General features: G+C 73.4%; 21 protein-coding genes and 1 pseudogene. 14 read left to right on the top strand and 8 right to left on the bottom strand.

Annotated elements, in window-relative coordinates; all coding sequences use genetic code 11:
- Window positions 1–47 precede the first annotated feature (47 nt).
- From hemE to hemQ, 3 genes are all read left to right on the top strand, one after another.
- On the top strand, window positions 48–1,061 hold the full coding sequence (gene hemE / locus ACIRD3_RS20605; RefSeq protein ID WP_402218839.1) for a uroporphyrinogen decarboxylase: 1,014 nt from the start codon (window positions 48–50) through the stop codon (window positions 1,059–1,061).
- 127 nt (window positions 1,062–1,188) lie between these two features.
- On the top strand, window positions 1,189–2,619 hold the full coding sequence (hemG, locus tag ACIRD3_RS20610; RefSeq protein WP_402218493.1) for a protoporphyrinogen oxidase: 1,431 nt from the start codon (window positions 1,189–1,191) through the stop codon (window positions 2,617–2,619).
- Window positions 2,616–3,341 carry a hydrogen peroxide-dependent heme synthase gene (hemQ, locus tag ACIRD3_RS20615; protein ID WP_402218495.1) on the top strand — a complete coding sequence of 242 codons (726 nt, stop codon included), beginning with the start codon at window positions 2,616–2,618 and terminating at the stop codon, window positions 3,339–3,341. The genes hemG and hemQ overlap by 4 nt, the downstream gene beginning before the upstream one ends.
- A 97-nt stretch (window positions 3,342–3,438) precedes the next feature.
- Here hemQ and ACIRD3_RS20620 read toward each other — a convergent pair whose 3' ends face one another.
- From ACIRD3_RS20620 to ACIRD3_RS20630, 3 genes and pseudogenes are all read right to left on the bottom strand, one after another.
- Window positions 3,439–4,221 (bottom strand): TIGR04222 domain-containing membrane protein, encoded by a 783-nt coding sequence (locus ACIRD3_RS20620; protein ID WP_402218498.1) that lies wholly within the window; start codon window positions 4,219–4,221, stop codon window positions 3,439–3,441.
- Window positions 4,222–4,290: 69 nt separating this feature from the next.
- Window positions 4,291–5,403, bottom strand: a complete 1,113-nt coding sequence (locus ACIRD3_RS20625) for a TIGR04222 domain-containing membrane protein (protein WP_402218501.1) — start codon at window positions 5,401–5,403, stop codon at window positions 4,291–4,293.
- Window positions 5,404–5,431: 28 nt separating this feature from the next.
- Window positions 5,432–6,756 (bottom strand): annotated as a pseudogene (locus ACIRD3_RS20630) (DUF692 domain-containing protein).
- A gap of 282 nt (window positions 6,757–7,038) precedes the next feature.
- Between ACIRD3_RS20630 and ACIRD3_RS20635 the strand changes: the two are divergent.
- The 7 genes from ACIRD3_RS20635 to ACIRD3_RS20665 all read left to right on the top strand — a co-directional run bounded on the left by ACIRD3_RS20635 (window position 7,039) and on the right by ACIRD3_RS20665 (window position 13,833).
- The gene (locus ACIRD3_RS20635) at window positions 7,039–7,950 is read left to right on the top strand and encodes a GNAT family N-acetyltransferase (RefSeq protein WP_402218503.1); all 912 of its coding nucleotides are present in this window, start codon (window positions 7,039–7,041) and stop codon (window positions 7,948–7,950) included.
- Between the two features lie 209 nt (window positions 7,951–8,159).
- Entirely contained in the window at window positions 8,160–9,170 is a 1,011-nt protein-coding gene (locus tag ACIRD3_RS20640; RefSeq protein ID WP_402218506.1) for an MBL fold metallo-hydrolase, read from the top strand.
- A gap of 138 nt (window positions 9,171–9,308) precedes the next feature.
- Window positions 9,309–11,180 (top strand): ATP-binding protein, encoded by a 1,872-nt coding sequence (locus ACIRD3_RS20645; RefSeq protein WP_402218509.1) that lies wholly within the window; start codon window positions 9,309–9,311, stop codon window positions 11,178–11,180.
- Entirely contained in the window at window positions 11,177–11,611 is a 435-nt protein-coding gene (locus ACIRD3_RS20650) for a roadblock/LC7 domain-containing protein (RefSeq protein ID WP_402218512.1), read from the top strand. The genes ACIRD3_RS20645 and ACIRD3_RS20650 overlap by 4 nt, the downstream gene beginning before the upstream one ends.
- Window positions 11,608–11,961 (top strand): DUF742 domain-containing protein, encoded by a 354-nt coding sequence (locus tag ACIRD3_RS20655; RefSeq protein ID WP_402218514.1) that lies wholly within the window; start codon window positions 11,608–11,610, stop codon window positions 11,959–11,961. Before ACIRD3_RS20650 ends, ACIRD3_RS20655 begins: the two co-directional genes overlap by 4 nt.
- Before the next feature lie 121 nt (window positions 11,962–12,082).
- Complete coding sequence (locus ACIRD3_RS20660; RefSeq protein WP_402218842.1) at window positions 12,083–12,643, top strand: GTP-binding protein; 561 nt, start codon at window positions 12,083–12,085, stop codon at window positions 12,641–12,643.
- Window positions 12,640–13,833, top strand: a complete 1,194-nt coding sequence (locus tag ACIRD3_RS20665; RefSeq protein ID WP_402218517.1) for a cytochrome P450 — start codon at window positions 12,640–12,642, stop codon at window positions 13,831–13,833. Before ACIRD3_RS20660 ends, ACIRD3_RS20665 begins: the two co-directional genes overlap by 4 nt.
- A gap of 126 nt (window positions 13,834–13,959) precedes the next feature.
- On the opposite strand, the gene msrB is transcribed toward ACIRD3_RS20665, so the two are convergent.
- The 4 genes from msrB to ACIRD3_RS20685 form a co-directional block, all read right to left on the bottom strand.
- Entirely contained in the window at window positions 13,960–14,364 is a 405-nt protein-coding gene (gene msrB, locus ACIRD3_RS20670; RefSeq protein WP_402218518.1) for a peptide-methionine (R)-S-oxide reductase MsrB, read from the bottom strand.
- Window positions 14,365–14,403: 39 nt separating this feature from the next.
- The gene (gene murC, locus ACIRD3_RS20675) at window positions 14,404–15,792 is read right to left on the bottom strand and encodes a UDP-N-acetylmuramate--L-alanine ligase (RefSeq protein ID WP_402218845.1); all 1,389 of its coding nucleotides are present in this window, start codon (window positions 15,790–15,792) and stop codon (window positions 14,404–14,406) included.
- Between the two features lie 151 nt (window positions 15,793–15,943).
- Window positions 15,944–16,405: an indole-3-glycerol phosphate synthase gene (locus ACIRD3_RS20680; protein ID WP_402218521.1), complete on the bottom strand. Its 462-nt coding sequence runs from the start codon at window positions 16,403–16,405 to the stop codon at window positions 15,944–15,946.
- Window positions 16,406–16,478: 73 nt separating this feature from the next.
- Window positions 16,479–17,249 carry a pyrimidine reductase family protein gene (locus tag ACIRD3_RS20685; RefSeq protein ID WP_402218524.1) on the bottom strand — a complete coding sequence of 257 codons (771 nt, stop codon included), beginning with the start codon at window positions 17,247–17,249 and terminating at the stop codon, window positions 16,479–16,481.
- Between the two features lie 113 nt (window positions 17,250–17,362).
- On the opposite strand from ACIRD3_RS20685, the gene zapE reads away from it, so the two are divergent.
- The 4 genes from zapE (at window position 17,363) to ACIRD3_RS20705 (ending at window position 22,547) form a co-directional block, all read left to right on the top strand.
- Window positions 17,363–18,406 carry a cell division protein ZapE gene (gene zapE / locus ACIRD3_RS20690; protein WP_402218847.1) on the top strand — a complete coding sequence of 348 codons (1,044 nt, stop codon included), beginning with the start codon at window positions 17,363–17,365 and terminating at the stop codon, window positions 18,404–18,406.
- Between the two features lie 36 nt (window positions 18,407–18,442).
- Window positions 18,443–20,533, top strand: a complete 2,091-nt coding sequence (gene uvrB, locus ACIRD3_RS20695) for an excinuclease ABC subunit UvrB (RefSeq protein WP_402218527.1) — start codon at window positions 18,443–18,445, stop codon at window positions 20,531–20,533.
- A 249-nt stretch (window positions 20,534–20,782) separates the two neighbouring features.
- Window positions 20,783–21,361: a TerD family protein gene (locus ACIRD3_RS20700; RefSeq protein WP_402218530.1), complete on the top strand. Its 579-nt coding sequence runs from the start codon at window positions 20,783–20,785 to the stop codon at window positions 21,359–21,361.
- Between the two features lie 202 nt (window positions 21,362–21,563).
- Entirely contained in the window at window positions 21,564–22,547 is a 984-nt protein-coding gene (locus ACIRD3_RS20705; RefSeq protein ID WP_402218533.1) for a TerC family protein, read from the top strand.
- A gap of 56 nt (window positions 22,548–22,603) precedes the next feature.
- Here the strand turns inward: ACIRD3_RS20705 and ACIRD3_RS20710 are convergent, their stop codons facing one another.
- A complete protein-coding gene (locus tag ACIRD3_RS20710) occupies window positions 22,604–23,359 on the bottom strand; it encodes a GntR family transcriptional regulator (RefSeq protein WP_402218536.1) in 756 nt (251 codons plus the stop codon).
- Between the last annotated feature and the right edge of the window lie 527 nt (window positions 23,360–23,886).

Here is a 23,886-nt window from a genome sequence, read left to right on the forward strand (position 1 = left end):
GCCGGACCACCCCCGCGCGCCGCGGCGCCGCGTACGACTCCGCGTTCCTGCGCGCCTGCCGGCACGAGCCGGTGCCGCACACGCCCGTCTGGTTCATGCGCCAGGCCGGCCGCTCGCTGCCCGAGTACCTGAAGGTCCGCGAGGGCATCCCCATGCTGGAGTCCTGCATGCGGCCCGAGCTGGTCAAGGAGATCACCCTGCAGCCGGTGCGCCGGCACAAGGTGGACGCGGCGATCTTCTTCAGCGACATCGTGGTGCCGCTCAAGGCGGTCGGCATCGACGTCGACATCAAGCCCGGCATCGGCCCGGTCATCGCCGACCCGATCCGCACCGTCGAGGACCTCCAGCGGCTGCGCCCGCTCGAGCCGGACGACGTCCCCTACATCACCGAGGCCATCGGCCTGCTGGTGGACGAGCTCGGCGGGACCCCGCTGATCGGCTTCGCCGGCGCCCCCTACACGCTGGCCAGCTACCTGGTCGAGGGCGGCCCGTCCAAGAACCACGAGAACACCAAGGCCATGATGTACGGGCAGCCCGAGCTCTGGGCCGCCCTGGTGGACCGGCTCGCGGACATCACCTCGGCCTTCCTGAAGGTGCAGATCGAGGCCGGCGCCTCGGCGGTCCAGCTGTTCGACTCCTGGGTCGGCTCGCTCGCCCCCGAGGACTACCGCCGCTCGGTGATGCCGGCCAGCACCAAGGTCTTCGACGCGGTCGCCGGGTACGGCGTGCCGCGGATCCACTTCGGCGTCGGCACCGGCGAACTGCTCGGCCTGATGGGCGAGGCCGGCGCGGACATCGTCGGCGTCGACTGGCGGGTGCCGCTGGACGTCGCCGCCGAGCGGGTCGGTCCGGGCAAGGGCCTGCAGGGCAACCTCGACCCGGCGGTGCTGTTCGCGCCCACCGAGGTCGTCGAGGCCAAGGCCCGCGAGGTGCTGGACGCCGCCAAGGCACTCGGCACCAGCGGCCACATCTTCAACCTCGGCCACGGCGTCCTCCCCTCCATGGACCCGGACGCCCTCACCCGCCTCGTCGCCTACGTCCACGAGACCAGCGCCCGCTGACCCGGGATCTCCTGTGGCCCCTCCGGACATCCGGAGGGGCCACAGTGCTCACCGCACACCCTCAGTGGCGGTAGCGGGCGTGCGGGGGATTGAGGGTTCGGTGTAAAGACCTGCGAGACTGCGGAGCATGTCGGATGCACGGGTCGTCGTCGTCGGTGGTGGGATCGCGGGGCTGGCTGCGGCCGCTTTCCTGAGTGGGGCGGCCGGGGGGCCGGCTCGGGCGCGGGTGACGGTGCTGGAGGCGTCCGGGCGGGTCGGCGGGAAGCTGTGGGGCGGGGAGGTCGGCGGGGTCCGGGTGGACCTCGGGGCCGAGTCGGTGCTGGCGCGGCGGCCGGAGGCGGTGGAGCTGGCGCGGGCGGTCGGCCTGGGGGAGGAGCTGGAGCCGCCGACCACCGCGAAGGCGGCGATCTGGACGCGCGGGGCGCTGCGGCCGCTGCCGGGCGGGCAGGTGATGGGGGTGCCGGGCGATCTGGAGGCGCTGGCGGCCTCCGGGGTGCTCACTGCCGAAGGGCTGGAGCGCGCCCGGCACGAGGAGCCCACCGAGGTGGGCGAGGACGTCGCGATCGGGCGTTACGTCGCCGACCGGCTGGGCCGGGAGGTGGTGGACCGGCTGGTCGAGCCGCTGCTGGGCGGCGTCTACGCCGGGCGGGCGGACGAGATCTCGCTGCGCGCCGCCGTGCCGCAGCTGCTGGGGATCGCGCGTGGCGGCGGGTCGCTGGTCGAGGGGGTGCGCGAGCTGACGTCCCGGCCGACGGTGGCCGGCACGCCGGTCTTCAACGGCCTGCGCGGCGGCCTGGGCACCCTGCCGGAGGCGGTCGCCGCGGCCTGCGTCAAGGCGGGGGTGGACCTGCGCACGGACGCCCCGGTGGACGAGCTGCGGCGAACCCCCGACGGCTGGCGGGTGGTGACCGGCGGCGAGGTGCTGCACGCGGACGCGGTGGTGCTGGCCACCCCGGCCCCGGCCGCCGCCCGGCTGCTGCGCGAGGACGCCCCGGCGGCCGCCGGGGAGCTGGACGCCGTCGAGTACGCGGGCATGGCGCTGGTGACGCTGGCCTTCCGGCGCTCCGACCTGGCCGAACTCCCGAGCGGCAGCGGGTTCCTGGTGCCGCCGGTGGACGGTCGGCGGATCAAGGCGTCGACCTTCTCCTCCAACAAGTGGGGCTGGCTGGCGCGTTCCGCGCCGGACGCGTTCCTGCTGCGCACCTCGCTGGGCCGGCACCGCGAGGAGGAGGCGCTGGGCCTGCCGGACGAGGAGCTGGTGGCCCGCTCGCTGGCGGACCTGCGGGAGGCGGTCGGGCTGACCGCCCGGCCGTACGACACCTTCGTCTCGCGCTTCGCGGCGGGCCTGCCGCAGTACCCGGTGGGCCACCCGGACCGGGTGGCCAGGGTCCGGGCGGCGGCCGAGCGGGTGGGCGCGCTCGCGCTGTGCGGCGCCGCGTACGACGGGGTGGGGATCCCGGCGTGCATCGGCTCGGCCGCCACCGCGGCCGCGGCCGTCGACAGACTGTTGACCCCGGCGACCGGGGAAGGTTCCACGGAGAGGACAATGGGCGCATGACTGAGAGCGTTGAGCGGGAGCCGGAGCAGCGGCCCGAGAAGAAGAAGGCGCGCGACCTGAACCAGGTCATCCGCTACACCATGTGGTCGGTGTTCAAGCTCAAGGGCGCCCTGCCCGAGGACCGCACCGCGCTGGCCGCCGAGGTGGACGAGCTGTTCGAGCAGCTGGCCGCGAAGGACGTGACCGTGCGCGGCACGTACGACGTCTCCGGTCTGCGGGCGGACGCCGACATCATGGTGTGGTGGCACGCCGAGGACTCGGACGACCTGCAGGAGGCGTACAACCGCTTCCGCCGCACCGGTCTGGGCCGCCAGCTGGAGCCGGTCTGGTCGAACATGGCGCTGCACCGCCCGGCCGAGTTCAACAAGTCGCACATCCCGGCCTTCCTCGCCGACGAGCGCCCGCGCGACTACGTCTGCGTGTACCCGTTCGTGCGCTCGTACGAGTGGTACCTGCTGCCGGACGAGGAGCGGCGGGCGATGCTCGCCGAGCACGGCATGATGGCGCGCGGCTACCCCGACGTGCGGGCCAACACGGTGGCCTCGTTCGCGCTCGGCGACTACGAGTGGCTGCTCGCCTTCGAGGCGGACGAGCTGCACCGGATCGTCGACCTGATGCGTGACCTGCGCCCGTCCCGGGCCCGGCTGCACGTCCGCGAGGAGGTGCCGTTCTTCACCGGCCGCCGCAAGCCGGTCAGCGAGCTGATCAACGGCCTGGTCTGAGCGACCGCGGTTCTCCTCCGGAGGCCGGTTCCCCGACGCGGGGGAGCCGGCCTCCGGGCGTTCGCGCGGGCGGCTGCGGGCGTACGGCTGCGCCGGGTCAGGTGCGGTGCGGGCGCAGGGCGGCGCGCAGCCGGGCGTCGGGGAGGGCGGCCGGGCCGTTCATGGCGACGGCGGTGAGCAGTTCGCGCTCCTCGTCGTCGACGAGGCCGCGCTGACGGGTCGGGCGGACCTCGCGCAGCACCTCCTGGCCGCTCGGGGAGGCCCAGCGGGTGTACGGGTAGACGTCGACCCGGGCCATCAGCAGGGTGCCCGAGGTGAGGATCAGCGGCAACGAGAACCAGGCGAGCGGGGCGAGGGTGTCACCTCCGGTGAAGCCGCTGATGGCGAGCGCGGCGGCCAGCAGCAGCACGGTCAGCAGCAGCGCGTGCCGCACCTGTCGGACCACCACCACGGTGCTGCGCTGCACCAGGGCCGGGGTGGCCAGGCCGGCCAGCGAGAGCCGGGCGCCGATCTCCAGCACGGTGGGGTGCTCGGCCATCGCCCGGCGCAGTTCGTCGGTGCGGCACTGGCCCTCGGGGCCGACGGTGGCGATGACCGCCCGTTCCAGGCGGCTGCGCCCCTTGGGGTCGACCACGGTGGTCCAACCGGTGTGCGCCAGGTGCAGACGGCCCCGGCCGGCCATCAGGACCAGGGCCAGTTCGACCACCCGGTCCGGACCGCCGGCCAGGTAGGCGGTCTCGTACAGTCCGATGCCGACGGCTTCCGGTGGGCGCGGCCCGTCCTGTTCGGCGAGGGCGTCGGCGGTGGCGGTCATCCGGACCAGCCGGAGGCAGGAGAGCACCGCCGCGACACAGGCCGGTATCAGGAAGAGCAACCACATGGCCTTGTTGTATGCCTGGCCCGATGGCGCGGGGAACGTCTTCCCGGTCCGCGATACCGAACTGTGACGTCAGGAGCCGCAGCTGGAGCCGCAGCTGGAGCTCGACCCGCAGCTGGAGGACGAGGAGCCGCAGCTGGAACTCGACCCGCAGCTGGACGACGACGAGGAGCCGCAGCTGGAGGACGACGAGGAGCCGCAGCCGGAGGACGAGGAGGAGCCGCAGCCGGAGCTCGACCCACAGCCGCTGCTCCCGCCGCAGCCGGAGGAGCCGGAGTCGGAGGAGGAGCCGCACCAGGTGCCGGTCGAGCACGAGGAGGACGACGAGGAGGACGAGGACGACGACGAGGAGTAGGAGCCGCTCGCGGAGGCCTGCCGGACCGCCTCCTCCACCTCTTCCTCCGGCACCGCCGCGGCCGTCATCGCGGCCTCCAGCTCCGGGTTGTCCAGCCCTGCGGCGGCCAGTCCGCCGAGCGCGAGCGCGCCGAGCAGCGCGCCGCCGGTCAGGGTGGGCGACACCCCCGTGGAGGGCGTCCACGGGGAGCCGTTCATCAGGCTCAGCTGGCGCTTCCCGGCCGGGGTGATCCGGCCCTTGACCGGCATCGTGACGAGCAGCGAGACGGCGCCCACGCCGAGCAGGACGGCGGGGAACCAGAGGGCGGGGCGCTCGTGGCCGAAGGCGCCGTCGTCGATCAGCTCGGAGGCGACGGCGAAGGCGACGACGACGAGCATGGCGAGCCAGAGCAGCCGGCGGGCGGTGCGGGCCCGCCGCAGCCGCTCGGGGCGGCGCAGCAGACCGCGGTCGGCGAGCCGGTCGCCGATCCGCTGGACGGCGGCCGAGCGCATCACCGTCCGGCGCAGCGGGGCGAGTTCACGGCTCCCGGTGGGGCCGACGGCCTCCTGGATCGCCTGGTCGACCGCGTCGTACGGCTTGGAGCCGGTGAGCGTGACCAGGCCGGAGCGGCTGATCACCACCTGCTCGCTCATGTGCATCCGGACCAGCGCGGTGTCGAAGACCCGGCCAGGACCGCCGGCCAGGAAGGCGGTGTCGAGCAGCGGCAGACCGCGGCCGGGCAGGCCCCTGGGGTGGGGCACGTGGCCGATGCGCTGCCGGGCCTGGGAGGCGTACAGGACGGCGGCCACCAGCAGGACGGTCGGGATGACGAAGTAGGTGTTGTGCCACATGGGCGGTTCCCCCGGGGATGACGTCGGATCACTGGCCGCGCAGGGCCCGGCGCAGTCGCGCCAGCGGGCCGGGCGGCCGTACGGGTACCGGGTGGAGCCACTGCTCCAGGGCCCGGCGGTGGTCGGCGGCGAGCGGGCCGCCGTCGGTGAGCACCCACTGCGCGAAGGCCCGGGCGTCGGCCCGGTAGCCGCCGGTCTGCGGGTGGGTGCGGGCGTAGCCGAGGAAGAGCGACCGGTACTGCGCGCCGAGCAGGCGGGGCAGTTCCGGAGCCACCTTGGCGGTGGTGTCGCGCCGTTTGGCGGCGAGGCCGGTGGACTGGGCGCGGACCTGGGCCGGGTCGAAACCGGGCGGGACGGGCCCGCCCGCCACCAGGGCGGCCAGCAGTTCCTCCTGGCGCCGGGCCAGGCGCTCCCGGGCGGCCTCGGTGCCGTCCTCGGCCGCCGCGGGGCGGACCGGGCCGGCGCCGGGCGCCGTGGTCGGGCCGCTCATCACCGGGTGCTCCCCTCCAGCACCCGGCGGATGGCGTCCAGTTCACCGGCCAGCTCGGTGGGCGGCGGGAAGTCGGCGTCCCGCTCCAGCAGGACTCCGGGCGGTGCGACCCGCGCGCAGAGCTCGGCCAGCACCTCCAGCACCGGTTCGGTGACGGGGTGGGCGTGGGTGTCGTGCCAGACGCCGTCGACCAGGGTGCCGCCGGCCACGTGGACGTAGGCGAGCGCCTCCAGCGGCAGGCGGTCGAGTTCGGCGGCCGGGTCGACGCCGAGGTTGACCCGGTTGGTGTGCAGGTTGGCGACGTCGATCAGCAGCCGGACGCCGGTGCGCGCGACCAGCTCGGCGAGGAACTCGCCTTCGGTGAACTCGTCGTCCGGCCAAGCGAGTTGGGTGGCGATGTTCTCCAGGGCGAGCGGCACCGGGAGCTGGTCCCGGGCGATCCGGACGTTCTCGGCGATCACCTTCAGCGAGTCCCGGGTGCGGGGGACGGGCAGCAGGTGCCCGGCCTCCAGGCCGCCGGCCCGGACGAAGGCCAGGTGCTCGGTGACCAGCGGGGAGCCGAGCGCCAGCGCGGTGTCCGCGAGCTTGCCGAGGCGGCCGGGATCGGGCCGGTCGGCGCCGCCGAGGCCGAGGCCGACGCCGTGCGGGACGACGGTGACGCCGCGTTCGCGCAGCACCGTCAGCGAGTCGGGCAGGTGGCCGGCGCAGAGGTTCTCGGCGACCACTTCGACCCAGTCCAGACCGGGTTGGCGCTCGACCACGGTGTCGATCTCGCTGCGCCAGCCGAGGCCGACACCCAGGCGGGTGGCGGAGGCGGGGTCGCCGGTGGCCCGTACGGGCTGGTCCAGGGCAGGGGAAGTCATCGGTTCGCCCCCTTCGGAGGGCTGAGTGGGAGGGCCGTCGGGCGGTGCGGGCGTCGTCGCCAGGACCGCGCGGCCGTGGTGCTGAGGATGTCCCCGGGCGAGGAGGCTGCCAAGCCTCACCCGGTCTTCTCAGAGCATTATTTGAGCTTGGTGCCCCGGCCGTGCGGGACTTCGGTCCGTTCTGCGGTCATTCCCGCAGGTGGGCGCCCTGTCGGGGGAAAAGTCGGAGGCGCGGACGAGCCCGTCCGGCTAACGTGGGAATCCATGACTTCTGTGAATCCTTTGACGATCCGTGATTTCCGCGCCGCCGACGCCGAGGCGGTGGCCGCCGCCCACCGGGCCGGCCGGGAGCACCTGGTGATGAGCGCCGAGGCCCTGCTCTGGCTGAACGACCAGCCCAACCCCGACGAGCACTTCCGCACCTTCGTCGCGGAGTGCGACGGCCGGGTGGTCGGTGCGGTGCGCTGCGGGCTGGCGCGCGGCACCTCGACCGCGGGCGTCGGCTACGCCAACGGCAGCGTGCTGCCGGAGTTCCGCCGCCGCGGTGCGGCCACCGCGCTGCTGGCCGAGGCCGAACGGCACCTGACCGCGCACGGGGTGACGGAGCTGCACACCTGGCTGGACGACGAGCCGGCCTCGCTGGCCTTCGGCACGGCCCGGGGCTACGAGCTCCGCCGCGCGGCGCAGTTCGGCGGCCGGGACCTGACGCTGCCGCTGCCGCAGGCGCCCGTACGGCCGGCCGGCGTCGAACTGCGTCCGGCCGCCGACTGGGCCGCCGACCCGTACCCGCTGTTCCTGGTCGATGCGGACGCCATCCGCGACGAGCCCGGGGAGGTGCCGATGGACGCCCTGGACTACGAGGAGTGGCTGCGCGGGAACTGGGCCCGGCCGGACTTCGACCTCGGGATGAGCATCGTCGCCGTGGTGGACGGCGAGCCGGCCGCGTTCACGCTGGCGCAGACCGACGGGGTGGACCGCTACTGGTCCGCGTTCTCCGCCTCCCGGCGGGAGTTCCGCGGGCGCGGCCTGGTCAAGCTGGCCAAGCGGGAGTCGCTGCGCCTGGCGGCCGCGGCGGGCTACCGGCGCGCGTACACCTCCAACGACGAGACCAACGCGCCGATGCTGGCGATCAACGCCTGGCTGGGGTACGAGCGCTGCGCCGGGGAGCGCAAGGGCGTCAAGCGCCTGAAGTGACCGGGCGCGCCGGGGGTGCCGGGGCGCCGGGGGCACCGGGACGGTGGGGCCGGGCCGCTGGGGTGTCCACCAGTCGTCCCGAGCAGTGAGACGACTGGTCTCGACCACGTGGCGCGAATCAGGACAGCCCGGTCGAGACCGGCCATGAACTCCGGCCGTCCGTCCAGGTTTTGCCCCGCCGTCGGCACATCATGGGCATAATCGCGCACATGACGATCAACCGTGCGAACGTGAGCGCGATTGCCGAGGACCTGTACGTATGGCTCCCCCCGAAGCGGGGCTGGGGCCTGGCCAACTGCGGACTGCTGGCCTCGGAGACCACCGCGCTCTGGATCGACACCCCCTACGACCCGTCGATGGCCGGGGAGTTCCTCGCCGCCAGCCGCCGGCTGCTGCCGGCCGGGGTCGAGGTCGACCGGGTGGTCGTCACCCACGCCAACGGTGACCACCTGTGGGGTGCCGGGGTGCTGCCGGACGCCGAGGTGATCGCCACCCGCGAGGCCCTGGAGCACATCCACTGGGAGCCCACCCCCAAGCAGCAGCACGCCCTGGTCGCCGACAGCGACCCGGACTCCCTGCTCGGCGGCTACCTCAAGGAGCACTTCGGGGCCTTCGACTGGTCCGCCACCGAGCCGGTGCACCCGGACACCGTCTTCACCGGCGAGCTGGAGCTGAAGGTCGGGCGCTACCCCGTGCGGATCACCAGCCTGCCCGCCGCGCACACCGGCGGGGACCTGATCGTCCACCTCCCGCACCAGCGCGCGGTGTTCACCGGCGACGTGATCTTCTCCTCGACTCCCGAGCAGCCCGGCGACCACCCCTCGCACTGGGCCGGCCCGCTGGAGAACATCATCGGCGCCTGCGAGCAGGCCCTGGCCACCGGCGCGGAGATCTTCGTCCCCGGCCACGGCCCGGTGCTCGACCGCGAGGGCGTCCAGGAGCACATCGGCTACCTCGCCTACGTCCGCGAGCGCGCCCACACCCTGCACGCCGCCGGGATACCCGCGCTGGACGCCGCCCGGCGGGTGATCGCCGAGCAGCGCCACCCCGAACTCGGCCTGCCCGAGCGGCTGGTGCTCACCGTCGCGGCCGAGTACCGGCACCTGGACGGTTCGGCCGCGCCGGGCGCGCTGGAAGCCATGGGCCAGGTCGCGCTGGTCGCCCGGGAGCTGGCCGAGGACACCGCCCGGATCCCGCGCCCGCGCACCGCCCGGGGCTGACGCCCGTCCGGCGCCGACGCCCGTACCGCCCCCGCGCGCTGCCCGGGGCCCGGGCGCCCGGGGCCGAGACGCCTGTACGGCCCCCGCGCCCCCGACGCCACTGCCCGGCCCGACCCGCACGCACTCCCGAGGACTCCGATGACGACGCTGATCGCGCTGATCGCCGTGGCGCTGGTCGCCGCCGTGGCCACGGCCGTGCTCGCCCGCGGCCGGGCCGCGGCCCTCGCCCGCGCGGCCGCCGCCGAGACCGCGCTCACCCGGGGCGAGGAGCGCGCCCGCGTCGCCGAGGGCCGCCTCGCCCGCGCCGAGCAGCAGCAGCGCGAGGCGCAGGAGGGCCTCCGGCGCGCCATCGACGAGGCCCGGCGGGCGGAGGGCCAGACCCGCGCCGCCGAGGCCGCCGCCCACAAGGCGCAGGAGGCGGCCCGGGAGGCGGAGGAGTCCGTCCGGGAGGTCGTCCGCCAGACCGCCGCCGCGACCACCCGCGCCGAGGAGGCCGAGCGCCGGCTCGCGGCCGCCGAGGCGCACGCCGCCGCGCTGCTCGCCGAGGTCGGCCACCTCGCCCAGGAGCGGATCGCGGCCACCGCGGTACGGGTGACCCACGCCAACGCCCCGCTGGTCGGCCCGCTGGACCCGCAGGCCGTCGGGCCGGAGGCCGTCCGGGCGCTGCAGTCCGTCCTGGACGCCGCCGCCGCCGCGCTCGCCGACGAACGCGAACGGGTGGACGCCGCCGCCCGCGCCGCCATGCGCGGCGCCACCTCCCGGATCCAGACCCTGCTCTACCAGATCCAGAGCCTCGTCCAGCAGCTCCAGCACGACAACGACGACCCCCGGCTGCTGGAGGTCGACTTCCGCAACGAGGTCGCGCTGCGCCGGATCCAGACCGTCGCCGTGCTCTGCGAGGCCTGGCCGGGCCTGGCCCGCACCGACTCGCCGCTCGCCGAGGTGGTCGTCGGCGCGCTCTCCCGGGTGCCCGGCTACGCCCGGATCAAGGTCGCCAACCACCTGCGGGAGCACCGGCTCGCGGTGGTCGCCCGGGCCGCCGAGCCGATCGCCGTCACCATCGCCGAACTGCTCGCCAACGCCACCGCCTACTCGCACCCGGAGACCGACGTCCCGGTCACCGTGCAGCAGGGCGGCCGCGGCGCGCTGGTGATCATCGACGACAGCGGCATCGGCATGGACGAGGACCAGCTGCGCCGCGCCCGCCGGCTGCTCGCCGGGCCGCCGGACCTGCTGCTCACCGAGCTCGGCAACCCGCCCAAGACCGGCTTCGCGGTGATCGGCAAGCTGGCCCGCCAGTACGGCTTCTCCTGCCACATCGAGCCCTCGCCGTACGGCGGCATGCGGACCATCCTGCGGATCCCGGCCGGTCTGGTGACCGTCATGGACGACGGGCAGCCGCTGTCGGTGCTCACCCCGCTGCCGCTGCGGGCCGGCTCCGGGCCCGCCCCCGCGCCCACCGTCGCCGCCGTCCCGCCGATGCGCGACGCCGACGAGCGGGACGGCCCGCAGCTCGCCGACCGCCACCACCAGCCGGGCCCGCACCCGGCGCCGGCCATCCGCGTGGTGCCCGGCCCGGGCACCTCGGGCACCCCGCAAGGCGCCCCGGAAGGCGCCCCGGAAGGAGCCCCGGACAGCCCGGCGGACGACGGCACCGGTCTGCCCACCCGGCGCCGCCGCCGTCCGCTGGCCGCCGAGGAGTCGGGCCCGCCCGCCGCTCCGGCCGCCACGCCCGCTCCCGACCGGACCCCCGAGCGGGCCGCCGCCCACTGGCAGGCCCTGCAGCGGGGCACCGACTCCGGCCGGGCCGCCGTCCGCGCCGCCGTCCACGCGGACGGCACCCGCGCGGACGGCCGCAGCACCGTCATCCCCGGCACCACCGTCACCCCCGGCGACACCACGCCCGGCACAGCCACCACCTCCGGCGACACCACCGCCGGCCGTCCCCCCGGTGACCACACCACCGGCCCGACGACCCTCCCGACGTCCTTAGAAGGAGCCGAGCAGTGAGCAGCACGCCGCCCAGCCCGACCGCCACCGACGAGATCTCGTGGGTGCTGACCCCGCTGCTCGAGCTGCCGGGGGTGCTGCACGCGGTGATCGCCACCGGGGACGGCCTGGTCGAGGGGGCCTCGGACGGACTGGGCCGGGCCTCCGCCGAGCGGGTCGCCGCGATGACCGCGACCGTGCACGCCGCCGCCCGCGCGTTCACCACCGCGTTCACCGGCAGCGAGCGGCCGGGTCTGGCCCAGACCGTGGTGGAGTCCGACCTCGGCTACGCCGTCGTCGTCCCCGCCGGGGAGAACACCTCGCTCGCCGTGTTCACCACGCCGGACGCCCAGCTCGGCAACGTGGCCTACCAGATGCAGGTGCAGGTCGCCGCCCTGGGCCGCGCGCTCGCGAGCCCGTCGCGGCGGCAGGACGACACCGTCCGGTCATGACCGCCGCTCCCCGCAGGCGGATGGTGCCCGCCTACCTGGCCACCGGCGGCCGCAGCCGCCCCGGCACCGAGGGCTTCGAGCGGCTGACCGTCCTGTTCGCCGACCGCGCCGAACCGCCGACCGGGCTCGAACCCGAACACCGCCGACTCTGGGAACTGCTGCGCCCCGGCGCGCTGACCGTGGTGGAGGCCGCCGCGCACCTGCGCCTGCCGGTCAGCGCCACCGTCTTCCTCGCCGCCGATCTGGTCGAGGCGGGCTGCCTGCACGCCCGCGCGCCGATCCCGCGTGCCCAGCAGACCGACCGTTCCATCGTCGAGAGGCTCCTCGTTGGACTCCGCGCGCTCCGGTGACCGGGCCGCCGCCCCGACCGGCCACGGCCCGACCGCCCACGACTCCGCCCACGGCCCGACCACCCGGGCCGCCGGGGAGCCGGGCCGGGTCGGCTACCTGCCCGACCGGGACCAGACGCTGATGAAGCTGGTGGTCGCCGGACCGTTCGGGGTCGGCAAGACCACCCTCATCCGCACCCTCTCCGAGATCGCCACCCTGCACACCGAGGAGGCGATGACCGAGGCCGGACGGCCGGTGGACGACCTGGCCGGCCTGCCCGAGAAGACCACCACCACCGTCGCCGTGGACTTCGGCCGGCTGACCCTGCCCGGCAACGTCGTGCTCTACATGTTCGGCACCCCCGGCCAGCGCCGCTTCTTCCCGCTCTGGCAGGACATCGCCCGCGGCGCCCTGGGCGCCCTGGTGCTCGCCGACACCCGCCGGCTGGCCGACTCCTTCGAGATCATGGACATGGTCGAGGAGCAGGGCCTGCCCTACGCCGTCGCCGTCAACTGCTTCCCGGACGCGCCGGTCCACCCGGTCGGGGTGCTCCGCGCCCACCTGGACCTGCACGCCGCCACCCCGCTGCTGCTCTGCGACGCCCGCGAGCGGGAGAGCAGCCTGGACGCGCTGATCGCACTGGCCGAGCACGTCCTCGACGCCCTGCCCGCCGCCTCCCCCGACACCCAGGAGCGCCCGTGACCGTCGAGACCCGCCCGACCCCGATCCACGGCCCGGTCTTCGCCGCCGACCCCCAGCTGGTCTACGAGCGGCTGCGCCGGCACGGCCCGGTCGCCCCGGTGGAGATCGCGCCGGGGGTGGAGGCCCTGCTGGTCACCGACTACCAGGCCGCGCTGGACCTGCTGCGCGACTCCGACACCTTCTCCAAGGACTCCCGCGCCTGGCAGCGGACCGTCCCGCCGGACTCCCCGCTGCTGCCGGTGCTCGGCTACCGCCCGACCGCCCTGTTCAGCGACGGCGAGACGCACGCGCGCTACCGGGCGGTGATCACCGACGCCCTCGCGCTGTTCGAACCGCACCGGCTGCAGCGCCAGGTCGCCGAGACCGCCCACGGGCTGATCGACCGCTTCGCCGCGGTCGGCCACGCCGACCTGATCGCCGAGTACGCCCGCCAGGTGCCCGCCGTCGTGCTCACCACCTGGTTCGGCGTGCCCGAGGACCAGCGCGCCGAGGTGGTGGCGGCGATCACCGGGCTGATCGAGTCCACCGCGCAGGCGGGCGCCGCGTACGGGAAGCTGCTGGCGGTCGTCAGCGCGATGGTCGCCGAGCGCCGCGAACGCCCCCGCCACGACCTCGCGTCCTGGTTCGTCACCCACCCGGTCGGGCTGGACGACGACGAGGTGATCCGGCACATCAGCCTGACCATGATCGCCGGGCACGAGCCGACCACCAACCTGATCGGCAACGCCCTGCTGCGCCTGCTCACCGACGCCCGCTACGCCGGCTCGCTGTTCGGCGGGGCGATGACCGCCCACCAGGCGATCGACGAGGTGCTCTGGCACGAGCCGCCGCTGGCCAACCTCTCCGCCCACTACCCGCGGTACGACGTCGTCCTGCACGGCCGCGAGATCAAGGCCGGCAGCCTCGTGCTGGTCTCGTACGCGGCCGCCAACTCCCAGGCCGCGCCGCCCACCGACGGCGAGGAGCTGCGCAGCGGCGAGAGCGCCCACCTGGCCTGGGCGGCAGGCCCGCACGCCTGCCCGGCCCGTGACCCGGCCCTGCTGATCGCGATCACCGCGATCGAGCAGCTCGGCAGTCGCCTCAGCGATCTCGAACTGGCCACTCCCGCCGAGGAGTTGCTCTGGCGTCCGGGCCCGTTCCACCGCGCCCTGGTGCACCTCCCGGTCCGCTTCGAGCCGGTCGCCGGATAGCGCCCGGCGCCGAAACAGCGCCCGGCGCCCGGACGGCGCCCGGACAGCACGGAGGCCCGGACACCGTACGGTCGTCCGGGCCTCCTGCGGTCCGTGCCGCTCGGCGCCGCCGGGCGTCGTTCGGCGCTACTCGGCCGGCTTGAGCGTCAGCGAGATGCTGTTGATGCAGTAGCGCTGGTCGGTCGGCGTGCCGTAGCCCTCGCCCTCGAAGACGTGCCCCAGGTGCCCGCCGCAGCGCGCGCACCGCACCTCGACCCGGCGCATGCCGTGCGAGGTGTCCTCGATGTACTGGACCCGGTCCTCCGCCAGCGGCGCGTAGTACGACGGCCAGCCGCAGTGGCTGTCGAACTTGGTCTCGGAGCTGAACAGCTCCGCGCCGCAGGCCCGGCAGCTGTAGACGCCGACCGTCTTGGTGTCGGTGTACTCACCGGTGAACGGGCGCTCGGTGCCCGCCTCGCGGAGCACGTGGTACTCCTCGGGGCTGAGCTGCTCGCGCCACTCGGCCTCGGACTTGTCGATCTCGTAGCTCATCACGGCTCCCGGTCGCGGTGGACGTCGGACGGACGTGCGTCAGACGTTGGAGGCAACGTTCGCGAGGTGCTCCAGAATTTCGGGCCCCAGGTTGGTGACGTCGCCCGCGCCCATGGTGAGCAGCAGGTCGCCCGGGCGGGCCAGGCCGGCCAGCAGGGCGGGGGCGGCGGCGAAGGAGTGCTCGGCGGTCACCTCGGCGCCGGCCCGGCGGGCGGCGTCGATGATCAGCTCGCTGGTCACGCCCGGGATCGGGTCCTCGCGGGCCGGGTAGACGTCCAGCACCACCGAGGCGTCGGCCAGCGCCAGGGCCTGGCCCATCTCCTCGGCGAGCTGCTGGGTGCGGCTGAACAGGTGCGGCTGGAAGACCACCAGCACCCGGCCCGCGCCCTCCAGGCCCTCGCGGATGGCCTCCAGGTCGGCGGTCATCTCGGTCGGGTGGTGGGCGTAGGAGTCGATCACCTGGACGCCGGCGGCCTCGCCCTTGAGCTGCAGGCGGCGGCGCACGCCGGTGTAGGCGCCGAGCGCCTTGGCCAGGTCGGCGGCCGGGACGCCCAGGGCGACGCCCGAGGCCAGCGCGGCGACGGCGTTGTGGGCGTAGTGGCGGCCCGGCACCGAGACGGTGAAGGTCAGCTCGGCGCCGTCCAGGACGACGGTGACCTCGCTGGTCATGCCGCGGGCGACCACCGAGAGCACCCGCACGTCGGCGTCCTCGGCGGAGCCGACGGTGACCACGTTCAGGCCCTCGCGGCCGGCCACCCGGGAGGTCAGCTCGCGGGCGCCGTCGTGGTCGGCCGAGACGACCAGGGTGCCGCCGGGGACGATCCGGCCGACGAAGGTCTCGAACGACTCGTAGATCTCGTCGATCGAGGCGTAGTTGGCGTGGTGGTCCAGCTCCACGTTGAGCACGATCGCCACCTCGGGCGCGTACTTGTGGAAGCTGCGGTCGCTCTCGTCGGCCTCGGCGACGAAGATCTCGCCGGTGCCGTGGTGGGCGTTGGAACCGGGAGCGTCGAGGTCGCCGCCGATCGCGTAGGACGGGTCCAGGCCCAGTTCGCCGAGGGCGACCGCGAGCATGCTGGTGGTGGTGGTCTTGCCGTGGGTGCCGGCCACCGCGAGCGCGCGGCGTCCGCCCATCAGCGCGGCGAGCGCGTCGGAGCGGTGCACCACCGGGATGCCGCGCTCGTGGGCGGCGGCCAGCTCCGGGTTGTCGGCGCGGATCGCGCTGGAGACGACCACGCTGCTGGTGCCGTCCGGCACGTGCTCGGCGGCGTGGCCGACGTGCACGGTGGCGCCGAGGGCGCGCAGCGCGAGGACGGTCTCGGACTCCTTGGAGTCGCTGCCGGAGACGCTGGCACCGCGCACTGCGAGGATCTTCGCCAGGCCGGACATCCCGGCGCCGCCGATGCCGATGAAGTGCGGGGCGTGCAGGTCGTGCGCGGCGTCGTTCAAGGCGTGGCTCCGTACGGGCGGGGGCAGACAGGTCGGGCGGACGGTTCGGCGCCGGTCGGCGTGGCGCCGACGTGGGAACCGTCCTCGCGGGCGGACCGCAAGGACGATTCTGCACCACCGGCGCGCGGAGCTAGGAGTCGCTGGCGAACAGCCTCAGCACCGGGACCCCCACCTTGTGCCGGGCCTGGGAGGCCCAGTCGCGATGGAAGAACTCCTCCACGAAGTGCGGGGAGGTGAGCACCACCACCTCGTCCGCCTGGTGCTCCTCCACCGCCGCGCGCAACCGTTCCAGCGGCTTCTCCTCGACCAGCTCGCCGATCGCCTCGGCCCCGGCCGCGCGCAGGTGGCGCAGGCTGTGCTCCAGCGACTCGGTGGCCACGGTGGGCCCGCTCTCGGACTCGTCGTGCTCGTGCACCACCTTGTCGAGGTGGCCGAGGGCGACGTCGTCGAGCGCCCGCAGCAGTTCGTCCTGCTTGCCGCGCGGCTGCATCAGGACGACGAAGGAGACCTTCTCGTCGCTGTGGAGCGTGGTGACGAGCTCCACGTCCGCGTCGGAGAGAGCCTTTTCGATCATCAGTACCGTCTTGAACACGTGAGTCCCTTCCAGTGGCCGGCCCCCGGGCCCCGGCATCGCATAACGGGATCACGACCGGGGGGTCACGGGGTCATTCCGAACCCAGGTGACGCAGGTAGCGGGTGAAGAGGAATCCTTTCTGCTCGATCAATGAGACCAGCCGCATCCGCTGCACGTCAGGCATTTCCGCATCGTGGAGGATGCGCGGCGCGTCGCCGCCGGTGAGCAGCGGGGCCACCGACAGGCACAGCTCGTCCAGCAGGTCCGCGGCGGCGAGCTGCCCGAGCAGGCGCGGGCCGCCCTCGGTGAGCAGCCGGGTCCAGCCCCGCTCGGCCAGCGCCGCGACGGCCGCCCGCAGGTCCACCGCGCCGGTGCCGGCGAGCACCAGGTCGGCCACCTCGGCGACCGCCCGGCGGCGCTCCTCGGAGGCGTCATCGGTGGTGATCACCACCGTCCTGACCAGCGGTTCCGTGAACAGCGGCGCGGTCAGGTCCAGCTGCAGCGAGCGGGTCACGACCGCGATCACCGGGGCCGGCGCCTGCCCCGCCGCCGTCCGGGCCGCCGCGAACTCCTTGCGGGCCCGGGCCGGCCGGTAGCCCTCCGCGCGGACCGTCTCCGCACCGACCAGCACCACGTCCGCCAGCGCCCGCAGCACCCCGAAGATCCGCTTGTCCGCGTCGCCGGACAGCCCCTCCGACAGGCCGTCGAGCCGCGCCCCGCCGTCCAGCCCGGCGACCATGTTGGCGCGCAGCCAGGGACGGCCCCGATTCACCTGTTCGGGGTACGCGTACACGGTGGCGAGCGAATCCAGCGCGGCCGGATCGGCGACCGGCGCACCCAGCGGGCTGATCAACTGTTGCATGCCCTCAGTGTTCCACCGCCGCCCCCGCGGAGGCGGTTCGGAGGGGGTCGGGAGCAGGCGTACCCTCTACTGATGTGCCCGCAGCCTCCCGCCCCGACACCGCGACCGATTCCATAGCCACCGCGAGCGCGGCCGGCTCCCCGATCGCGCTCACCGAACGCCGTCCCGTCGTGCCCGCCGAGCGGCTGGTCGCCGAGATGGTCCCGCCGCCCCGGTTCGCCGGCGTGAGCTTCGGGTCGTACATCCCGGACCAGAGCCAGCCCAGCCAGTACGAGGCCGTGCAGGTCCTGGAGCAGTTCGCGGCCACCCTCGCGGGAGGAAACGGTTCCGCGCCCAAGCGCAGCTGGTTCCGCCGCTCCGCCCCCGCCCCCACCGGCCCGGCCGGGGTCTACCTCGACGGCGGCTACGGCGTCGGCAAGACCCACCTGCTCGCCTCGCTCTGGCACGCCGCCCCCGGCCCCAAGGCCTTCGGCACCTTCGTCGAGCTGACCAACCTGGTCGGCGCGCTCGGCTTCCAGCAGGCCGTGCAGACCCTCTCCGGGCACACGCTGCTGTGCATCGACGAGTTCGAGCTGGACGACCCGGGCGACACCGTCCTGGTCTCCACCCTGCTCGGCCGCCTCGTCGAGGCCGGCGTCAAGCTGTGCGCCACCTCCAACACGCTGCCGGAGAAGCTCGGCGAGGGCCGCTTCGCCGCCGCCGACTTCCTGCGCGAGATCCAGGGCCTGTCCGCGCACTTCCGCCCGCTGCGGATCGACGGCCAGGACTACCGCCACCGCGGCCTGCCCGACGCCCCGCCGCCGTACACCGACGAGGCGGTCGAGGCCGCCGCCGCCCGCACCCCCGGCGCCTCCCTGGACGACTTCGACGCCCTGCTCGCCCACCTCTCCGCCGTCCACCCCAGCCGCTACGGCGCCCTGCTGGACGACGTCACCGCCGTCTGCCTGCGCGGCGTGCGCAAGGTCGACGACCAGTCCACCGCCCTGCGCCTGGTCGTCCTGGCCGACCGCATGTACGACCGCGAGCTCCCCATCACCGCCTCCGGTCTCCCCTTCGACCAGGTCTTCCCCGAGGACATGCTCCGCGGCGGCTACCGCAAGAAGTACCTGCGCGCCATCTCCCGCCTCGTCGCCCTCGCCCGGGACAGCGCCAAGTAGGCCCGGCTTGTCGGTGGTGGGTCGTACGGTGGAGTCGTGCGTCCCATCACGAGTATTGAGCGGTCCGTGGCGCCCTTCGAGGTCGTCAGCCCCTTCCAGCCGAACGGTGACCAGCCGGCGGCGATCGCCGAGCTGGAGCGGCGGATCAGGGGAGGGGAGAAGGACGTCGTGCTGCTCGGTGCCACCGGCACCGGCAAGTCGGCCACCACGGCCTGGATGATCGAGAAGCTGCAGCGGCCCACCCTGGTGATGGCGCCGAACAAGACGCTGGCCGCGCAGCTGGCGAACGAGTTCCGCGAGCTGCTGCCGAACAACGCGGTCGAGTACTTCGTCTCGTACTACGACTATTACCAGCCGGAGGCGTACGTCCCGCAGACGGACACCTACATCGAGAAGGACTCCTCGATCAACGAGGAGGTCGAGCGGCTGCGGCACTCGGCGACCAACTCGCTGCTCACCCGGCGGGACGTGGTCGTGGTCGCGTCCGTGTCCTGCATCTACGGCCTGGGCACGCCGCAGGAGTACGTGGACCGGATGGTGCCGCTCAAGGTCGGCCAGGAGATCGACCGGGACGTCCTGCTGCGCCGCTTCGTGGACATCCAGTACGCCCGCAACGACGTGGCCTTCAGCCGTGGCACCTTCCGGGTGCGCGGCGACACCATCGAGATCTTCCCGGTGTACGAGGAGCTCGCCGTCCGGATCGAGATGTTCGGCGACGAGATCGAGGCGCTGTACACCCTGCACCCGCTCACCGGCGAGATCATCAGCCAGGACGAGTCCGTCTACGTCTTCCCCGCCTCGCACTACGTGGCCGGCCCCGAGCGCATGGAGCGCGCGATCACCGGCATCGAGCGGGAGCTGGAGGGCACGCTGGCGAAGCTGGAGAAGCAGGGCAAGCTGCTGGAGGCCCAGCGGCTGCGGATGCGCACCACCTACGACATCGAGATGCTGCGCCAGATCGGCACCTGCTCGGGCGTCGAGAACTACTCGATGCACTTCGACGGCCGCGAGCCCGGCTCCCCGCCGAACACGCTGCTGGACTACTTCCCGGAGGACTTCCTCCTGGTCATCGACGAGTCGCACGTGACCGTCCCGCAGATCGGCGCGATGTACGAGGGCGACGCCTCGCGCAAGCGCACGCTGGTCGAGCACGGCTTCCGGCTGCCGTCCGCGATGGACAACCGCCCGCTGAAGTGGGAGGAGTTCCTGGAGCGGATCGGTCAGACGGTCTACCTGTCGGCGACGCCCGGCCCGTACGAGCTGTCGCGCGGCGACGGCCAGGTCGAGCAGATCATCCGCCCGACGGGTCTGATCGACCCCGAGGTGATCGTCAAGCCGACCGAGGGCCAGATCGACGACCTGGTGCACGAGGTCCGCAAGCGGGTGGAGCGGGACGAGCGCGTCCTGGTCACCACGCTGACCAAGAAGATGGCCGAGGACCTCACCGACTACATGCTCGGCCTCGACATCCGGGTCCGGTACCTGCACAGCGACGTGGACACCCTGCGCCGGGTGGAGCTGCTGCGCGAGCTGCGGGCCGGCCGGTACGACGTGCTGGTCGGCATCAACCTGCTGCGCGAGGGCCTGGACCTGCCGGAGGTGTCGCTGGTGGCGATCCTGGACGCGGACAAGGAGGGCTTCCTGCGCTCCGGCACCTCGCTGATCCAGACGATCGGCCGCGCGGCCCGCAACGTCTCCGGCCAGGTCCACATGTACGCGGACAAGATCACCCCGGCGATGGAGAAGGCCATCGACGAGACCAACCGCCGCCGGGCCGTGCAGCAGGCGTACAACAAGGAGCACGGGATCGACCCGCAGCCGCTGCGGAAGAAGATCGGCGACATCCTGGACACCCTCGCCCGGGAGGACGTGGACACCGACGAGCTGCTGTCCACCGGCTACCGCGGCCAGGGCAAGGGCAAGGCCCCGGTGCCCTCGCTGGGAGCCGAGCGCAAGCCCGCCAAGTCCCTGCCGGCCGCCGAGCTGGCGGACCTCATCCAGGAGATGACCGACCGGATGCACACGGCCGCCGCCGACCTGCAGTTCGAGGTCGCGGCCCGGCTGCGCGACGAGGTCAAGGAGCTGAAGAAGGAGCTGCGGCAGATGCGCGAGGCGGGCGTGGCGTAACCGGGACGCCGCCCGGGCTTGGCCGGAATGGCACCGGTCAAGCCCGGCGGTGTCTCAGCCTTGCCACAAACGGGGAAACCCTGGGGAGGTCGGGGTGCCGCAGGGCCTAGGCTGGCCTGCGGCATCGCGCCCACGGGAAGGGCGCGGGCCGTATGCAGAGGGGGCCTCAGCCGGGGGACGGCGACGGGGTGTTCCACCGGGTAGCCGGGCGGCGGGCAGCGCCGCGTGGCCGGCAGAGAGGACAACGTCGTGTCGGTGAACCTTGCCAAGGGGCAGCGGGTCAGTCTCCAGAAGGGGCCGGGCAGCGCCCTGACCGTGGTCCGGATGGGCCTCGGCTGGCAGGCCGCCCCCAAGCGGGGCCTGTTCGGCAGTCGCACCAGGACGATCGACCTGGACGCCTCGGCGCTGCTGTACGCCGAGAAGACCCCGTCCGACGTGGTGTTCTTCCAGCACCTGGAGAGCAACGACGGCTCCGTCCGGCACACCGGGGACAACCTGGAGGGCGGCTCGGGGCACGAGGACGACGAGGCGATCCTGGTCGACCTGCTGCACGTGCCGGCGCACATCACCCAGGTGGTGTTCACGGTCAGCTCGTACACCGGGCAGACCTTCGCCGAGGTGCAGCGGGCGCACTGCCGGCTGGTGGACGAGACCACCGGGCTGGAGCTGGCCCGCTACGAGCTGGCGGGCGGCGGCTCGCACACCGGCCAGATCATGGCCAAGGTGGTCCGGGACGGCAACGGCGGCTGGGAGATGCAGGCGATCGGCGCCCCGGCGAAGGGGCGGACCTTCCAGGACCTGCTGCCGGCGATCGAGCCCTACCTCTGATGCCGGCCTCCTGACGGCTCTTTACCTTCTTTACCTTTCTTTGCCTCTCCTGTTACTCTCGATGGCAGCGGAGGGGAGTATTCCTCGACAGCCGACCCCGTCATCACGGGTGCCGTCGCGGCACCCCGGGGCGCTGGCCCGATGGGCGGAAGAGACCTCCGGCAGTGACGACCTGTCTCGCCTAGCTGCCGGAGGAGCAGTAATGGACGTTTCCGTGACCATGTGGGGCGCGACGATCGGTGTGCTGATCGCACTGATCGTGGCGGACTTCTTCATCGGCGGGCGCAAGCCGCACGAGGTCTCGATCAAGGAGGCCGGGATCTGGACGGCCGTCTGGGTCGTCCTGGCGCTGCTCTTCGGCGGTTTCCTGTGGTGGCACTCCGGCGGACAGCCGGCCGGTGAGTTCTTCGCCGGCTACATCACCGAGAAGTCGCTCAGCGTCGACAACCTCTTCGTCTTCATCCTGATCATGGGCAAGTTCGCGGTGCCCAGGATCTACCAGCAGCGCGTGCTGATGTTCGGCGTGATCATCGCGCTGGTGCTCCGGGCGGTCTTCATCGCCGGCGGCGCGGCGCTGGTCACCCAGTTCTCCTGGGTGTTCTTCCTCTTCGGCGCCTTCCTGATCTGGACCGCCTGGAAGCTGATCAAGGAGGCCCGGGAGGACGGGGAGGACGAGGAGTTCGAGGAGAACCGCGTGCTCAAGTCGATCACCCGGCGCTTCCCGGCCACCGAGGACTACCGCGGCACCAAGCTCCTGGTCCGGGAGCACGGCCGCCGGCTGATCACCCCGATGCTGATCGTCATGCTGGCCATCGGTACCACCGACGTGCTGTTCGCCCTGGACTCGATCCCGGCCATCTTCGGCCTCACCCAGGACCCGTACGTCGTCTTCACCGCCAACGCCTTCGCCCTGATGGGCCTGCGCCAGCTGTACTTCCTGATCGGCGGCCTGCTGAAGAAGCTCGTCCACCTGTCGTACGGCCTGTCGGTGATCCTCGGCTTCATCGGCGTGAAGCTGGTGCTGCACGCCGCGCACGAGGCGGGCGCGACCTGGGCCCCGGAGATCGGCATCCCGTTCTCGCTGGGCTTCATCGTGGCGGTGCTGGCCGTCACCACGTTCACCAGCCTGCGGGCCTCGAAGAAGGCCGCCGAGGCCGAGCGCGAGACCGAGATGCTCGACGCCTGACCGAGGAAGTGAACGGGTTGAGCCCCGCCGCCGGATGCATCATCCGGCGGCGGGGCTCAGTTCTGTGGGCGTCGGCCGTACTCGGCGACCCAGCGGGAGCCGAGCAGCACGATGTCGGCGGTCTCGACCGGACGGCCGGTGGCCTGGTCGTAGTAGGTGCGCTCGATCGCCATCACGGGGACGGCGGGTGCCGCGCCGAGGGCTTGGGCCTCGGCGCGGCTGGCCTGGCGGGCGGTGACGCGTTCGACCGGCGTGCCGACCTCGATGCCGAGGAGGGCCATCCGGTCGGCGACACCGATGCCCGCGTGCGGGCCGGCCTCCGGTAGAACGATCAGGCTGCCGCCGGTGATCGCCATGGGTTCCCAGCTCTCGGCGAGCTGGGCCGGGTCGCCGTCTGCCAGATACACATAGCTGGTGTGCATCACCGGATCGCCTGGCTGGATGCCCAGCCGGGCCGCGATCCGGGTGTCGGCGGCACGAGGCTGCGACTCGTGCCGCCAGGTGCCGACCACGCCTTGCCGGGCGAGGGCGGCCTCGGTCGGCGATCCGTCACCCGGCGCCGCGCGCTGGCGCCGGACGAGAACGGCCGGCGGCTCTTGGGATTTCACGTAGTAGCCCGCCCCGGGGCGGGCGAGCACGAGCCCTTCGTCGATCAGCAGGGCGTAGGCCCGCTGGATCACGCCCGTCGAGACATCGTGCTCGCGCTGGAGCGCACTGATGGACGGCATTCGATCGCCTGGCTGAAGCCGCCGGGAGGTCAATTGACAGCGCAGGGCATCCGCGACCTGCAGGTAGGAGGGCGTGTCGCTCATGCCTCGGACCTCCTCGCTCGAATCGTTCGCTGCGGCTGACACCGTAACGCCGACAGCGCTACTCTATCGATACGATTCCACTGTATCGATATGGGGAACGTCGATGGAGATCAGCATGCGCACAAGCTTGCTCAAGGCGTCTCTCTGCCAGGCGGCAGGGGCTCCCGTGAGAGTCACCAGGGGGAGAGCGGGCCGCGTTCGGCTCTCGACGACTGCGCCCGCTGACACCTCGTCCACGCAGTGGACCGAGGTGCTCGACATCCTCCGGTCGGGCTGCGAGTGGGGTTCCACCGATGCCACCGGCCGGGTGGTCGTCTGGGTGGAACTGGAGGACTTCAACATGACGGACCTGAGGGCCTGGTCGTGACCGCCGCCGCCCGTCGGTCGGCGGCGTCGACCGGCATCGTGATCCGCTTCGAGGTGAGCAGGGCCGGGCGCTACGTCAGCGCCGAATGTCAGCTGGACGCGCACTGGGCTTGCCCTGGCGGCATTCGCGAGGTGTCCGGTGCCCTCACGTTGGTGTGCCT

Source organism: Kitasatospora sp. NPDC093550 (genome assembly GCF_044764985.1).
Lineage (GTDB): Bacteria > Actinomycetota > Actinomycetes > Streptomycetales > Streptomycetaceae > Kitasatospora.

Bases quoted from the DNA above. Each gene is read 5' to 3' on its own strand.
- hemG (WP_402218493.1), top strand. From the start codon at position 1,189: ATGTCGGATGCACGGGTCGTCGTCGTCGGTGGTGGGATCGCGGGGCTG.
- hemQ (WP_402218495.1), top strand. From the start codon at position 2,616: ATGACTGAGAGCGTTGAGCGGGAGCCGGAGCAGCGGCCCGAGAAGAAG.
- ACIRD3_RS20620 (WP_402218498.1), bottom strand. From the start codon at position 4,221: ATGTGGTTGCTCTTCCTGATACCGGCCTGTGTCGCGGCGGTGCTCTCC.
- ACIRD3_RS20625 (WP_402218501.1), bottom strand. From the start codon at position 5,403: ATGTGGCACAACACCTACTTCGTCATCCCGACCGTCCTGCTGGTGGCC.
- ACIRD3_RS20640 (WP_402218506.1), top strand. From the start codon at position 8,160: ATGACGATCAACCGTGCGAACGTGAGCGCGATTGCCGAGGACCTGTAC.
- ACIRD3_RS20645 (WP_402218509.1), top strand. From the start codon at position 9,309: ATGACGACGCTGATCGCGCTGATCGCCGTGGCGCTGGTCGCCGCCGTG.
- ACIRD3_RS20655 (WP_402218514.1), top strand. From the start codon at position 11,608: ATGACCGCCGCTCCCCGCAGGCGGATGGTGCCCGCCTACCTGGCCACC.
- ACIRD3_RS20660 (WP_402218842.1), top strand. From the start codon at position 12,083: ATGAAGCTGGTGGTCGCCGGACCGTTCGGGGTCGGCAAGACCACCCTC.
- msrB (WP_402218518.1), bottom strand. From the start codon at position 14,364: ATGAGCTACGAGATCGACAAGTCCGAGGCCGAGTGGCGCGAGCAGCTC.
- ACIRD3_RS20685 (WP_402218524.1), bottom strand. From the start codon at position 17,249: ATGCAACAGTTGATCAGCCCGCTGGGTGCGCCGGTCGCCGATCCGGCC.
- ACIRD3_RS20705 (WP_402218533.1), top strand. From the start codon at position 21,564: ATGGACGTTTCCGTGACCATGTGGGGCGCGACGATCGGTGTGCTGATC.
- ACIRD3_RS20710 (WP_402218536.1), bottom strand. From the start codon at position 23,359: ATGAGCGACACGCCCTCCTACCTGCAGGTCGCGGATGCCCTGCGCTGT.